This is a genomic window from Helicobacter rodentium ATCC 700285, from assembly GCF_000687535.1.
Classification (GTDB): domain Bacteria; phylum Campylobacterota; class Campylobacteria; order Campylobacterales; family Helicobacteraceae; genus Helicobacter_D; species Helicobacter_D rodentium.
Genome location: NZ_JHWC01000003.1, coordinates 179,873 through 192,542 on the forward strand (window position 1 = coordinate 179,873; position 12,670 = coordinate 192,542).

14 protein-coding genes and 5 tRNA genes are annotated in these 12,670 nt (G+C 38.1%); 10 read left to right on the forward strand and 9 right to left on the reverse strand.

Translation table 11 applies throughout. The features are described 5' to 3' along the window. Window positions 1-32 precede the first annotated feature (32 nt). The 4 genes from BS85_RS0103585 to gap form a co-directional block, all read right to left on the reverse strand. Entirely contained in the window at window positions 33-1,244 is a 1,212-nt protein-coding gene (locus tag BS85_RS0103585) for an acetate kinase (RefSeq protein ID WP_026943598.1), read from the reverse strand. 9 nt (window positions 1,245-1,253) lie between these two features. Next, window positions 1,254-2,258, reverse strand: a complete 1,005-nt coding sequence (gene pta, locus BS85_RS0103590; protein WP_026943599.1) for a phosphate acetyltransferase — start codon at window positions 2,256-2,258, stop codon at window positions 1,254-1,256. An 88-nt stretch (window positions 2,259-2,346) separates the two neighbouring features. Continuing rightward, window positions 2,347-3,615 carry a glucose-6-phosphate isomerase gene (locus BS85_RS0103595; protein WP_026943600.1) on the reverse strand — a complete coding sequence of 423 codons (1,269 nt, stop codon included), beginning with the start codon at window positions 3,613-3,615 and terminating at the stop codon, window positions 2,347-2,349. 21 nt (window positions 3,616-3,636) lie between these two features. Next, on the reverse strand, window positions 3,637-4,632 hold the full coding sequence (gene gap, locus BS85_RS0103600) for a type I glyceraldehyde-3-phosphate dehydrogenase (RefSeq protein WP_026943601.1): 996 nt from the start codon (window positions 4,630-4,632) through the stop codon (window positions 3,637-3,639). 236 nt (window positions 4,633-4,868) lie between these two features. Between gap and BS85_RS0103605 the strand changes: the two genes are divergently transcribed. The 4 genes from BS85_RS0103605 to yedF all read left to right on the forward strand — a co-directional run bounded on the left by BS85_RS0103605 (window position 4,869) and on the right by yedF (window position 6,975). Then, window positions 4,869-5,165: an HU family DNA-binding protein gene (locus BS85_RS0103605; protein WP_026943602.1), complete on the forward strand. Its 297-nt coding sequence runs from the start codon at window positions 4,869-4,871 to the stop codon at window positions 5,163-5,165. A gap of 59 nt (window positions 5,166-5,224) precedes the next feature. Beyond that, window positions 5,225-5,301, forward strand: a tRNA-Arg gene (locus BS85_RS0103610). Window positions 5,302-5,493: 192 nt separating this feature from the next. Beyond that, the gene (yedE, locus tag BS85_RS0103615) at window positions 5,494-6,720 is read left to right on the forward strand and encodes a selenium metabolism membrane protein YedE/FdhT (protein WP_026943603.1); all 1,227 of its coding nucleotides are present in this window, start codon (window positions 5,494-5,496) and stop codon (window positions 6,718-6,720) included. A 12-nt stretch (window positions 6,721-6,732) separates the two neighbouring features. Continuing rightward, window positions 6,733-6,975 carry a sulfurtransferase-like selenium metabolism protein YedF gene (yedF, locus tag BS85_RS0103620; protein ID WP_026943604.1) on the forward strand — a complete coding sequence of 81 codons (243 nt, stop codon included), beginning with the start codon at window positions 6,733-6,735 and terminating at the stop codon, window positions 6,973-6,975. 187 nt (window positions 6,976-7,162) lie between these two features. Here yedF and BS85_RS12045 read toward each other — a convergent pair whose 3' ends face one another. Continuing rightward, the gene (locus BS85_RS12045) at window positions 7,163-7,297 is read right to left on the reverse strand and encodes a hypothetical protein (RefSeq protein WP_281173564.1); all 135 of its coding nucleotides are present in this window, start codon (window positions 7,295-7,297) and stop codon (window positions 7,163-7,165) included. 48 nt (window positions 7,298-7,345) lie between these two features. On the opposite strand from BS85_RS12045, the gene BS85_RS11280 reads away from it, so the two are divergent. Further along, entirely contained in the window at window positions 7,346-7,486 is a 141-nt protein-coding gene (locus BS85_RS11280; RefSeq protein ID WP_156938034.1) for a hypothetical protein, read from the forward strand. Between the two features lie 239 nt (window positions 7,487-7,725). Here BS85_RS11280 and ppk2 read toward each other — a convergent pair whose 3' ends face one another. Further along, window positions 7,726-8,601, reverse strand: a complete 876-nt coding sequence (ppk2, locus tag BS85_RS0103630) for a polyphosphate kinase 2 (RefSeq protein WP_026943606.1) — start codon at window positions 8,599-8,601, stop codon at window positions 7,726-7,728. An 82-nt stretch (window positions 8,602-8,683) separates the two neighbouring features. Between ppk2 and BS85_RS0103635 the strand changes: the two genes are divergently transcribed. The 5 genes from BS85_RS0103635 to BS85_RS0103655 all read left to right on the forward strand — a co-directional run bounded on the left by BS85_RS0103635 (window position 8,684) and on the right by BS85_RS0103655 (window position 10,204). Further along, window positions 8,684-9,808 (forward strand): CinA family protein, encoded by a 1,125-nt coding sequence (locus BS85_RS0103635; protein ID WP_026943607.1) that lies wholly within the window; start codon window positions 8,684-8,686, stop codon window positions 9,806-9,808. A 48-nt stretch (window positions 9,809-9,856) separates the two neighbouring features. After that, window positions 9,857-9,932 (forward strand) — tRNA-Lys (locus BS85_RS0103640). Between the two features lie 14 nt (window positions 9,933-9,946). Then, window positions 9,947-10,021, forward strand: a tRNA-Glu gene (locus BS85_RS0103645). Window positions 10,022-10,044: 23 nt separating this feature from the next. After that, window positions 10,045-10,120, forward strand: a tRNA-Val gene (locus tag BS85_RS0103650). Between the two features lie 7 nt (window positions 10,121-10,127). Continuing rightward, window positions 10,128-10,204, forward strand: a tRNA-Asp gene (locus tag BS85_RS0103655). A gap of 300 nt (window positions 10,205-10,504) precedes the next feature. Here BS85_RS0103655 and BS85_RS0103660 read toward each other — a convergent pair. The 3 genes from BS85_RS0103660 to BS85_RS0103670 are packed head-to-tail and all read right to left on the reverse strand — an operon-like array spanning window position 10,505 to window position 11,706. Next, entirely contained in the window at window positions 10,505-10,843 is a 339-nt protein-coding gene (locus BS85_RS0103660; protein WP_026943608.1) for a glycosyltransferase family protein, read from the reverse strand. Continuing rightward, on the reverse strand, window positions 10,803-11,384 hold the full coding sequence (locus BS85_RS0103665) for a hypothetical protein (protein WP_026943609.1): 582 nt from the start codon (window positions 11,382-11,384) through the stop codon (window positions 10,803-10,805). The genes BS85_RS0103660 and BS85_RS0103665 overlap by 41 nt, the downstream gene beginning before the upstream one ends. 52 nt (window positions 11,385-11,436) lie before the next feature. Continuing rightward, the gene (locus tag BS85_RS0103670; protein WP_026943610.1) at window positions 11,437-11,706 is read right to left on the reverse strand and encodes a TFIIB-type zinc ribbon-containing protein; all 270 of its coding nucleotides are present in this window, start codon (window positions 11,704-11,706) and stop codon (window positions 11,437-11,439) included. Window positions 11,707-12,670: the final 964 nt, after the last annotated feature.

Genomic DNA, 12,670 nt, shown 5'->3' on the forward strand with positions numbered 1-12,670 from the left:
GACTTATTTGTGCCATTGCGAGGCTTGTGGATTTAATGTTCTTGTGCTTTTAAAACAATCTCACGCGTATCTCTAGCAATCATTAATTCCTCATTTGTAGGGATTACGCAGACTTTAACTTTAGAATCTTGAGTGGAAATAATGCCCTCTTTGCCCACGGTCTCAAGATTAGCTTTTTCATCAAGATTGATTCCTAAGAAATGCAAGTTTGAGACGATTTTTCCGCGAATAAATTTTGCATTCTCGCCTACTCCAGCGCAAAAAGTAATCGCATCTACCCCAACAAGTGCCGCAGTATAAGCACCGATATATTTTGCCACACGATAAGCAAAGACTTCCCTAGCAAAACGCGCTTTCAAGTTGCCCTCTTCATCGGCAGCAAGCAAGTCTCTAAAATCACTAGAAAGCCCAGAGATTCCAAGCACGCCGGACTTTTTGTTTAAAATATTTAAAACTTCTTTTGTGCTTAGATTTTCTTTTTGTGCAATATAATCAATAATTGCGGGGTCTAAATCCCCACTTCTTGTTCCCATTACCAAGCCTTCAAGTGGAGTTAAGCCCATACTTGTGTCAATACTTTTTCCATTCTTAACTGCGCAAATACTAGAACCATTACCCAAATGGCAGGTAATAATTTTGGAATCCTCTAGCGGGATTCCTAGAAATTCCGCCGTGCGTTTGGAGACATAGCTATGGCTTGTGCCGTGGAATCCATAGCGGCGGATTTTATATTTCTCGTAGTATTCATAGGGCAAACCATAAATATATGCGTGAGGTGGCATACTTTGGTGGAATGCGGTGTCAAAGACGGTTACCATAGGCGTATCGGGCATTAAATGCTGACATGCTCTAATTCCTAGTAAATGCGCAGGATTATGCAAAGGTGCTAAGTCAGAACACTCTTCAATATGGCGAATCACTTCGTCATTCACTAATGCAGAATGGGTAAAATGCTCCCCGCCATGCACGATTCTATGTCCAATGGCTTTGATTTCCCCTAAAGACTTGATGATTCCATTTTGTGGATTAACCAATGCTTCAAGCACGAGCTTTACTGCTACTTCGTGGTCGGGCATATCCACATTTTGCGTGGATTTTTCTCCGCCTTTTGGTTTATAGCTAAACTGCCCACCCGCAATTCCGATTCTATCGCATAAGCCTGAAGCTAAAACTTCCTCTGTATTGGTATTAATTAGTTGATATTTAAGAGAAGAACTTCCGCAATTAATTACTAAAACATCCATATTTACTCCTTATTTATTCTGTTGGGCTTGAAGAGCGGTAATTGCAATCACGCCAACAATATCTTCACTGCTACAACCGCGTGAGAGGTCATTGACAGCCCCTGCGATTCCTTGTGTGATTGGTCCATAGGCTTCCGCCTTTGCTAATCTTTGGACTAATTTATAGCCAATATTTCCTGCGTCTAAATCTGGAAAAACAAGCACATTTGCGCGTCCCGCGATTGCGCTATCAGGTGCTTTAGATTTTCCAACGCTTGGCACAATCGCCGCGTCAAGTTGAAATTCCCCATCAAGCGCAATATGCGGTGCTTCTGCCTTTGCAATGCGTGTAGCTTCTATGACTTTATCCACATCAGGGTGCTTGGCACTGCCTTTAGTAGAGTGTGAAAGCATTGCTACAACAGCTTCTTTACCCACCAAAGCTTCAAAACTCTTTGCAGAATCTATTGCAATGGAGGCAAGTTCTTGTGCGTTTGGATTCTGCACCAAGCCACTATCTGCAAAAATAAAGATTCCATTTTCTCCATAAGTGCAATCAGGGACAATCATCAAAAAAAACGCAGATACAAGCTTGGAATCCTTTTTTGTCCCTAAAATCTGCAAGGAAGCGCGTAACACATCAGCAGTGGAATTAATAGCACCTGCTACCATACCATCGGCGACTTTGGATTTGACAAGTGCCACACCAAAATAGAGGGGATTTTCAAGCAAAAGTGCGCGTGCAGACTTCTCGCTTAAACCCTTATGCCCTCGTAATTTTACAAACAATTCCACATAAGATTCCAAAGAATCACAACTTGCAGGATTAATAAAATCCGCATTGTCTAAATTCAAATTCTTTTCTTTTGCGCGTTGTTTGATTTCTTTTTCATCGCCAATCAAAATAATCTTTGCAATTCCTTCTTTTAGTGCAGTATGTGCAGCCTCCAAAGTTCTTAAATCGCTTGTTTCTGGCAAGACAATCTTTTGCAGATTTGCTCTTGCCTTTTCTTTTATCGTTTGAATGAAACCCATAGCAATCCTTTAAAATATAAGATTGTATCTATTGTAAGATTTTTTAGGATAAGTAGAGTATAAAGTAAGAAAAAAAAGATAAAAATTTTTAAGAGTGTGTAAATTTTTCCCTTAATATCTGTTTTCCAAATTCTACGCCGGGTTGGTTATATGTATCGATTTGTAACAAAATCCCCACGCAAGAAGTGAGTAATTCATAATAAAAGATTAATGCACCAACATTTTCTTCATTAAGAGATTCAAGAACAATGGAATCCACTGGAACATTTTGCGCAATGATACTTTCTTTTGTGGAGATACATTGCAGTTTTAGAAGCTGGTTAAAAGAGGTTTGATTGACAAAATTTGTAGATTCTAAGCCTTGCAGACTAATATCTGGAATATATAGTGGTTTTTGCAAAAAGTTTTTAACACTCAAAAAGGTTATGGTTTTGTTTGCAGGTCCTTGCATAATGAGCTGCAAAAAAGAATGTTGGTCAATGCTACCAATGAGCGCAATGGGCGTCAAACCACGTCTTTGTTCATACATATCTAGCTTACCGAGAGATTCTCCCCAAAGTTGCACATACCAAGCATTAAAATGACGAAAAACGCTAGAATAAGAGAATAAGACATTGATAGGATATTTGCTTTCGTGTTTTGCTAGAAATAGTGCTTTTTTGAGTATATTGTCTCTGCGCTCTTTAAAGAATCTATTACTAATAATACTCGCGCCTTTTAAAATGGCTTGAATGTTATAACCCAAAATTGCAAGAGGCAGTAAGCCCACCGCACTAAGGACGGAGAATCTCCCACCAATGTTTGGAGCAATGGTTATGGAATCTATTTCTTGGCTTTTGCTCCATTTAAAAAGTGGAGAATTTTCATCGGTAATGGTTAGCAAGTGCTTTTTGCGTTCTGGTTTGAGCAGAGAGAATCGCGCTAAAATATATTTAAAAAGCGAAGTAGTTTCAATGGTAAGCCCGGATTTTGAGATGACGATAAAGAGGGTCTCTTCGTATTTGATGCGTTGCAAGTCTTTTCGGATAATAATAGGGTCGGTGTGTTCTAAGAATCGCAATTTAATTTTTTTGCGGTTGCTTTGATGGGAGAGTAGAGCGTCAATCGCTTTTGTTCCAAGAGAACTTCCACCGATTCCTACAATAATGATATTAGAAATAGAATCTAAAAATTCTTTTTTTTGCGCTAAATAATCAAAGATTGCTCGATTTTTTGCGAAAGGTAAATCATAATATCCGCTAAGATGACTATTGCGTTCCACAAGAACTTTTTGAAAAAATAAATCCAAGTTTTTTTTATCAAAAAAGTTAGGATAATCTTGCAAAAAATGTGAATAAGTGTTGGTTAAAGTCATCATCGCTTGAATCCTTAAAAATCCTTAAAGACTAGAGCCAACAAAACTTGCCATATCCACTAAACGCGTAGAATAGCCCCATTCATTGTCATACCACGCAACCACTTTGAGTTGGTTTTCGCCTACAACTACCGTGCAATCTGGCACAAAAATGCTACTATAAGTGCTTCCGATGAAATCCCCTGAAACGCGTTTTTCATTATCCACCAAGATTAAATCTTTAAAGCTTCCTTTCGCGGCGGATTCAAAGACTGCATTAATAGAATCTTTGCTCACTTCTTTTTGGGTTACACAAGTTAAATCCACCACGCTAACATCGGGTGTTGGGACGCGTATTGCAAAACCATTGAGTTTACCTTTTAATTCCGGCATTACAAGCCCAATTGCTTTGGCTGCACCTGTGGAAGTTGGAATCATATTGAGTGCTGCGGCACGCGCACGGCGCAAGTCTTTGTGCTTAGAATCCAAAAGGTTTTGGTCGTTTGTGTAGCTGTGAATTGTTGTCATTAATCCGCTAAGAATTGTAAAATTATCGTGCAAGACTTTTGCAATGGGTGCAAGTGCATTTGTGGTGCAGCTTGCGTTAGAAATCACGGATTCTCCTTGGTAGCTTGTGTGATTGACGCCATAAACAAAAGTAGGAGTATCCGTAGCAGGAGCAGAAATCACTACGCGCTTAATGCCACCATAGAGATGCGCACTTGCCTTGTTGAGGTCGTTAAATGCTCCTGTGCATTCTAGGACAAGTTGTGCGCCAAATTTGCCAAAGTTAGTCTCTTTGATTTCGCGTGTGCTAATGATTTGGATATTTTTTTGTTTGCCAATGCGAATGCTGCTTTCGCTTAATTTTTCTACCTCACTATTTTTTTGCACGGAATCGTATTTGAGCAAATGCACAAGCGTATCAATCGGCATTGTAGTATTCAGTGCTACAAGCTCTAAATCTGTGCGTTCGCTTAAGATTTTGCAAACGCATAAACCTATTCTCCCTGTTCCATTGACTGCGACTTTTACCGCCATTTTTTCTCCTTCAAAATAAATCGTCGTATTGAAAATAGTCCCGAAAATATTATTTAAAACTTCCTTAACAGATTTTTAAAGGGCAAAATTTAAGCGATATTATGAGTTTTTAGCGCATTTGAGTCATTTTTTGTTAAAAATATAAAATAAAATTGATTTTTTCTTTAGAAAAGGCTTGAAAATCTTAAATTTTGTGCTAAAATAGTTGCGTTAAAAATTTTATGGAGGTTTCCAAAATGAACAAATCAGAATTTGTTGATCTAGTTAAAGAGGTCGGTGAGTATGAAACAAAAAAAGAGGCTGAAAGAGCAATCAGTACCTTCACAGTAGCAGTGAGCAAAGCACTTGCAAAAAAAGAAAGCATTGAATTAGTAGGTTTTGGTAAGTTTGAAGCCGTGTTTCAAAAAGGCAAAGAGGGTCTTGTTCCCGGAACAACTAAAAAATACAAAACAAATGATAAATTTGTTCCTAAATTTAAAGCTGGAAAAGGTCTTAAAGACGCAGTTGCTGCTGCTAAAAAAGGCAAAAAATAACTCCTTCTTTAATAACGCCTGACATTCGTTCAGGCGATTCCCAAATATTCTTTAGCATTGTCTTTGTAGCTCAGCAGGATAGAGCACACGATTCCTAATCGTGAGGTCATGCGTTCGAATCGCATCAGGGACACCATCAAAACTCCATTTTTGCTTAAAACAATAAAATATAAGGCATATTGTATCGTTTAGCATAAAATTATGTTATGATTCCACCCTAAATTATGCTTTCGGGTTAAAGCGCACAGATGATGACTTCTCATTCTTTCTTTCTGAATATGTCTTAAATGTCTGTTAATTTATTACTTTTATCGTTTAAGGAATCAAAATGTTTCAAGATTACAAGCAAAGATTCCTCGTCAAATTTTGGTCGCCTATGCCTGCGATTATTGCGCTTGGTGTAATGGCTGCTTATTATTTTGGTTTGACGGGGACTTATTGGGCTGTTACAGGTGAATTTACGCGTTGGGGCGGACACATTATGAATCTTTTGGGCGTGGATACAAGCACTTGGGGTTATTTTAAGATTCTAGGTTTGCAAGGAACTCCACTAGATAGGGTAGATGGTGTGATGATTATTGGAATGTTTGCAGGGGCGTTTGCCGCTGCGGCAATGGCAAATAATGTCAAGTTCCGTTTGCCTCAAAGCAATATTAGAATCGCTCAAGCCCTTATTGGTGGGATTATTGCGGGGTTTGGTGCAAGGATTGGTATGGGTTGTAATTTGGCGAGTTTCTTTACAGGGATTCCGCAATTTAGCTTGCACGCGTGGTTTTTTACAATTATGACGCTTGTGGGCGTTTGGTTAGGCACAAAGGTTGTTTTGCTCCCGCTCTTTCGCTCTCATACAAAGCTAGAAAGAGTGGAACACCAAGCCAACATTGGAAGTCGCACAGAGAACGAAAACCGCGCGAAATTCCTTTTTGTATTAGGCGTTCTAACGCTTGTTGCTGTGGGGATTTGGGCGACTTATTTAATGGCGTATGGTAAGATTCCAGAGGGCAAAAGGATTCCTGTTTTGGCTATTGCTATGCTATTTGGTGTGGGCTTTGGCTTTATTATTTCACGCGCACAGATTTGCTTTACCTCTGCCTTTAGAGATTTGTTTATCACAGGACGCGGATATATGGCGCGCGCCGTTATTATCGGTATGCTAGTCTCCACCATTGGCGTGTTTAGCTATATTATGCTAGGGCTTCCGCCTAAAATTATGTGGGCTGCACCCAATGCGGTGATTGGTGGATTGCTCTTTGGCTTTGGAATCGTGATTGCTGGGGGTTGTGAATGTGGTTGGATGTATCGTGCGGTGGAAGGGCAGGTGCATTATTGGATTGTAGGAATCGGAAATGTCATCGGCTCTACGCTTCTAGCGGCGACTTGGGATTATTATGCAGAGCCACTTGCGACAAGCTTTCCAAAAATCAATCTTTTAGAATCCTTTGGAAATTATGGTGGATTGGTAGTTAGTTATGTGTTGCTCTTTGCTTTTCTTGCCTTTGTGCTATGGATTGAACGGCAATATTTTGCGAAAAATAAACGATTTGAACGCGCTTAAAGGAGTGGAGCAATGAAACAACAAGAGATTATCCCAAATTTTAGATTGGACTTGCAGGGTGAGCCTTGCCCTTATCCTGCGGTGAGAACTTTAGAGGTGTTGCCCGAGCTTAAAAGTGGGGAGATTTTGGAGGTGCTAAGCGATTGCCCCCAAAGCATTAATAATATCCCCATTGATGCGAAAAATCACGGCTATGAAGTGCTAGGGGTGGAGCAACTAGGAGCTACGATAAGGTATCTTATCAAAAAGCCTTAAGAGTGGAATCCTAAGTGGATTCTGCTTCGTTCTTGCAAACAAAGTGAAGCAATCCATAATCTTGCGAAAAATAAATCAAACAATGGAATCTTTAAAGAAATCCAATATTATAGATTGCCACAGCCTCTAACGAGGCTTCGCAATGACGAAAAACAAAACGCTCTGTTTGCGCCATTATAGATTTGCGCTAAAGTGGGTGAGTTTGCTTACGCAACACACGCCACGATTCTGTTAATGCGGAATCTCGCAATGACGCAGTGGTTAGTCTTTCTGTCATTGCGAGACTTCGTAAGAAGTCGTGGCAATCCATAATCTTGCACACTTAAAGCTTTACCACCTCGTCTTTACGAACAAAGCGAAGCAATCCGTAATGATGAGCTTTAGAGAATTAAGGCAATGGAGTTTAAAGCGAGATTCTGTTGTTTTTGGGTGTGGAGTTGCAGAGTTTAATTTGCAAAATTATGGATTGCTTCGCCTCTCACTGCGTTTATTCCTTGTAATGGAAAAATAGGTTTTAAAGGCGATTCTGCATTATGGATTTCTTCGTCGCTCCGCTCCTTGCAATGACAAGAGGTTCTTGTTGTTGCAAAGCCCTTTAGGGTTATGGCAATCTATATTTGTAGATTGCCACGATTCCTTACGGAATTTTGCAAAGATAAGATGAAGTTTGCTATATATAATAAGGAGTTGGGGAGGGATTGCAATTTGCCATTGCGAGGAGAATCGCAATAGTCCTAAACCTCCTCGTAATTACTTTTTATCCTTCTTTTTGTCTTTCTCTTTCTTTCTCTTTGCATTTTCATTTTCTTGAGAGAATGCACGAACGCTAGAATAAGTTGTTACAATGCCCGGGTCAGCTAACAAACACACATTTTCAGCATCTTTATCCTCATAATCTAGTTTGGAGAGTAGAATCCTTGAAAGGTTAATACGCGCACGTTTTTTATCGTTAGAATCCACGATAAGCCAAGGAGCAAAAGGCGTATGTGTGCGTGAAAACATCTTTTCAAAAGCTTCAGTGTATTCGTCCCAAAGATTTAGCGATAATTCATCAATAGGGCTTAGTTTCCAACGTTTAAGCGGTTCGTCTTTGCGGCTTTCAATGCGCTTTTTCTGTTCTTCTCGTCCAACATCTAAGAAAAATTTAAAAATTATATAACCACTTTCAATCAACATTTGCTCTAAATGTGAAACTTGAATGATAAATTCTCTATATTGTTCATTGGTGCAAAAATTCATTACTTTTTCAACACCTGCGCGGTTATACCAACTGCGGTCAAAAAACACAATTTCGCCTCCATTTGGCAACTCATCTATGTAGCGTTGAAAATACCATTGTGTCGCTTCGACATCACTTGGTTTTTGCAATGCAACAACGCGACAACCACGAGGATTCAAATGTTCTCTTAAGGCTTTAATTGTTCCACCTTTACCCGCCGCGTCGCGACCCTCTAATATAATAATGACTTTTTTATTATATTTTTTTACCCAATTTTGCAATTTAATGAGTTCAATTTGTAGTTTTACAATTTCTTTCTCATAAAACTTTTTATTCAATTTGCCTTTGCTATTATAGACTTCTCCGGGTTTTTCATCTTCTGGACGAACAACTAAAACTTTACCCATATTTACCTCCAAAATAAGTTTTAAAATAGTTAAAATATTTTACCATTAAAGAATTAAAATATTACAATAAAAAGGAAAGATTTTGAATATTTTATTTTGTATTGGTAAAAATTATCGCGATTTTGAGCCGTTGAATTCTTTTGCACAAAGATTTGCGAGGGATTATTTTGGAGAGATTCATCAGATTGTATTTTGCGATTCTTTGGAATCTGAAAAAGGAAGTAATGAGGCACTTTCTTTAAAGCAGAGCTTAAAATTTGCTACAAATCTACTCGTTTTATCTCCTAATGATTCTTTTAATAAGATTTTAACTCTCATAGAATCTCAAGGGGGGAAAATGGACAAAGAGACTCCCGCAGAGTTTGCAGATGAGATCCTTATTAAAATGCAGTATAAAGCCAAAGATAAGGCGTGTAAAGTTTGGTTGTTGGATTTGCAAAATATTTTTGCTAATCAAGCAGAATCCCAAATACACACGCAATCGCTGATAGAGTCGCAGTTTCATCAAGATGCAAACCATAGAATGTTTTTGTATCTTTTGGGTATAGATGTGGATAGTGCGCAAATGCTTCTTGGTGGAATCGCAAAGGATTTTGGAGTAACATTGGATATTTTAAATGCAGATTCTAACTTGGATATTTTAAGTGCAACAAGTCATAGCGAGAAATGCTTAAAAGAATTTGCACAAGTGGTGGAATCTACCTTTGCCTATCAAGTTTTTCCTACTTTCAATCTTGCCCAAAGTATCATCTCTTTACTTTCTAAACATAATCTTAAAATTACTGCTGCAGAAAGCTGCACAGGAGGGCTTATTGCTCATTGGCTAACAAAAGAGGGCGGAGCAAGTACCGCATTTGATGGTAGTGTGATTAGCTATGCTAATGTAATTAAAGAGGCTTGGCTGGGGGTGAGTGTAGAACATTTAATGCGTTTTGGTGCAGTGAGTGAAGCGGTGGTGAGAGAAATGTTAGAGGGAGCTTTGAGGTTGTCTGGTGCAGATTTTGCACTTGCCACAAGTGGAATCGCTGGACCTAGTGGAGGGAGTACAAACAAACCCATTGGCACGGTATTTATAGGTGTTAAGGACAAAAAAGGCACAGAAAGGATTGAGCAGTTACATTTTAAGGGGGATAGAAACTATATCCAAGCACAAGCCACCCTTTATGCTTATTTGTTATTTTTAAAGGTTTTTTTGTCAAACTATTGACTTTTATGCAAAATATCTGTATGATTTCAATTCCTTATTTTTAATTTTGACCCGCTAGCTCAGTTGGTAGAGCAATTCCCTTTTAAGGAATGGGCCGTTGGTTCGAATCCAACGCGGGTCACCACGATAAATAAAAGTGGCTCCTTCATCTAACGGTTAGGATACCACCCTTTCACGGTGGCTACAGGGGTTCGAATCCCCTAGGAGTCACCACTTTTATTTAGCTTTCCCTTAATGGTCGCTTAGCTCAGTTGGTAGAGCGCCACCCTTACAAGGTGGATGTCATAAGTTCGAGTCTTATAGCGACCACCACTTTTTTGGAGCGGTAGTTCAGCTGGTTAGAATACCTGCCTGTCACGCAGGGGGTCGCGGGTTCGAGCCCCGTCCGCTCCGCCACTCGCAATTTCTCTTTTTATTTTGCCTATTGTTGAAAACAATTCAATAATGCAGTGATTAGCTCTTGCAGAGAATTTAAAAATTTTTAGCGGTAATCCAAGAATGCACAAAGAAATCTTGACAATGAATCTAAAAGGCAAGATTTTGCTATGATTTATTATGTTTGCTTATTATTTGGAATCCTTGTTTAAAAATTTACACTTAATATCACAATGCTAAGCGATAATACGCATTTTTTAAACTGAAATCTTGATAAGGAAAGGTTGCAATCAAGTCTTTTTTGATTCTGCTTATTTTTTCTTATGGAATCTTATAATGCTCCTTGACAAAAAGTGGCATAAAATCTGCAAAGTGCAGGATTTCCTCTAATCCTTGCCTAATATCAAAGGAATAAGGTGTGATTCCATAGACACTATAATAATCTTCAAATTTCCAATTTGTTTCCTCTGCTAGTCGTTTGCTTGCCTTGATTCTAAGGTTTGGAATCCCAAGCCCATCGGAGATAATCAACCCGTGCATTGCAGAAGAAAGGATAGTTTCACATTCTGCCATAGCCTTTAAGGTTTCTAAAACCGGTTTTTGCACATCAAGCAGGACGCTATTTGGAATCCTTTTTTTGTAATGTTTTAAAGCTATCAAGATTTTTTTCTATGTAATGCGGAATGATTCCAACTTCGTATTTTTTGGGAGTTTTGTTTGCGTTAATGAGCGCACTAGCAAGTAATCCCGGGTCCCCTAATGCGATTCCTGTGAGTTTGGTTTGGAAAATATGCTCCAATCTTTCTTTGGTCTTAAATCCGCGTACAGCATAGACTTCTAATGGACGCGTAAGGGTTTCTTGCGCACCACTAGGTGGCATAATAAAGCCACTTCCCCAAACTTTCAGAGGAATATTGCAAGAGGTTTTATTGGGGGGTGTGAGGAAGTTTTGCAAAATGCTACCGATAAAGACTGCGCTATTGTAATTAAAATCCCCGCAATAATGCACGGGCAGTTTAAAAAGTTCTTCGCACAAGGTAGCATTCAATAAATCGCCTAAATTTGGAACATTTTTATAATAATAAAGTAGAATCGGGGCTTTGGAGTATTGATTTAAACTAAGCTTCTGCCCCCCCCCCCTTATTTTATGTAAAATATCTGTAATTTTTGTTAAGCTTGAAATGTTTTTTGAAATAGTCATTGTATCCCTTTTGATTGAAACCAAGAATGGCATTTGGCGTTGTATATTTGGGCTAAAAATCAAAAATCTCTCCCAACCAACTCTCCCTCTTTTTCTTTTTATAATAGCCATCATTGTAGTGAGAATCTGATCTGCGCAAATTTTGTTGATAATTGGGGTGAGAATTTTGCGTTTCTCCTTGTCTCTGTGGCACACTTCTTTCTATGATTTTATCTAACTCCCCCCTATCTAGCCACACACCGCGACATTTTGGGCAATAATCAATTTCAACACCACTTCTTTCGCTCATTACTAAATCTACATTGCAAATAGGGCAAAACATAATAATCCTTTGTATCAATATGCGTACTATTGTATAAAATCAAACCTTGTTTCTTTATAAAATCCTCAAAACAGGATTATTCTAAACTTTGTCAAATCTTAACAATTTCCCTTCCCCATTTTTATTTTTACGAGTCTTTTTTTGTAATTTTTAACAAAAAATCTTTAATTCTTGCTTCTGCCCTTGCCTTTTCTCTAGGAGTAATTTATAGTTTAAACTCTGATACTGCTGTTTTTTGTCTTTAGAGCTGATAGGGAAGTTCCTCTGCCCATGGTAGTGTTTTTACGCTTGGTTTGTGGAAGAAGTTTTGAGGAAAATGCCAGAAATAAAAAACAAGTTGCCTCTCCTTTATTTAAGTTTTAATTAAGATAAATTCTAATGTAAATGCGAGTTTGTCTGCTAGAGATTTAAGTATTGATGATTTCGTAGAATCTAGTCTTGAATGCAGCTTATGGTTTTGCTTTATTGTTGTTTATGCTAGACAACAAAAACATTTGTTACCTAAGTAAAATGAATTTGCAGAGATATTTAGAATGGGATTCCTATATTCCTAAACAACCAAGATTTTATGGGTTTTTTAAACAACTATTAAGGCTGTGGCGAGATAAATCCTCCCCCCTTCTTTTTAACCTCCCCTTAAGCTTTCTTAGATATAATTCCACTTCCTTTTTTGCAAATTTTTAACTTTCTCTTTCTTAAACGGGTTAAAAAGCTTGTAACTTGAAGTTTTAAAGTTTAAAAGATTTAAAAGCCTAATATAGGGTTTTAGGATTTTAAAAGTTTAATTGATAGAGTTTAAAAGTTTTTAGTCTTTAGTTTATAAAGCGTCAGTCTTAATGGATTTGTAAAAATGTTCTTTAACTTTAAATGATACAATCAGAAGTTAAAATGATCTTTGACAACTAAGCAGGAAATCATTAAGAACAACAAATATCTTAATGGATTTTCTAATTTCTTTAACAAC

What these genes read in the sequence shown, in the direction of transcription:
- BS85_RS0103585 (WP_026943598.1), bottom strand. Translation starts at nt 1,244, where the DNA reads ATGGATGTTTTAGTAATTAATTGCGGAAGTTCTTCTCTTAAATATCAA.
- BS85_RS0103670 (WP_026943610.1), bottom strand. Translation starts at nt 11,706, where the DNA reads ATGTTTTGCCCTATTTGCAATGTAGATTTAGTAATGAGCGAAAGAAGT.
- yedE (WP_026943603.1), top strand. Translation starts at nt 5,494, where the DNA reads ATGTTTCAAGATTACAAGCAAAGATTCCTCGTCAAATTTTGGTCGCCT.
- pta (WP_026943599.1), bottom strand. Translation starts at nt 2,258, where the DNA reads ATGGGTTTCATTCAAACGATAAAAGAAAAGGCAAGAGCAAATCTGCAA.
- BS85_RS11280 (WP_156938034.1), top strand. Translation starts at nt 7,346, where the DNA reads ATGATGAGCTTTAGAGAATTAAGGCAATGGAGTTTAAAGCGAGATTCT.
- yedF (WP_026943604.1), top strand. Translation starts at nt 6,733, where the DNA reads ATGAAACAACAAGAGATTATCCCAAATTTTAGATTGGACTTGCAGGGT.
- gap (WP_026943601.1), bottom strand. Translation starts at nt 4,632, where the DNA reads ATGGCGGTAAAAGTCGCAGTCAATGGAACAGGGAGAATAGGTTTATGC.
- BS85_RS0103595 (WP_026943600.1), bottom strand. Translation starts at nt 3,615, where the DNA reads ATGATGACTTTAACCAACACTTATTCACATTTTTTGCAAGATTATCCT.
- BS85_RS0103605 (WP_026943602.1), top strand. Translation starts at nt 4,869, where the DNA reads ATGAACAAATCAGAATTTGTTGATCTAGTTAAAGAGGTCGGTGAGTAT.
- BS85_RS0103665 (WP_026943609.1), bottom strand. Translation starts at nt 11,384, where the DNA reads ATGACTATTTCAAAAAACATTTCAAGCTTAACAAAAATTACAGATATT.
- ppk2 (WP_026943606.1), bottom strand. Translation starts at nt 8,601, where the DNA reads ATGGGTAAAGTTTTAGTTGTTCGTCCAGAAGATGAAAAACCCGGAGAA.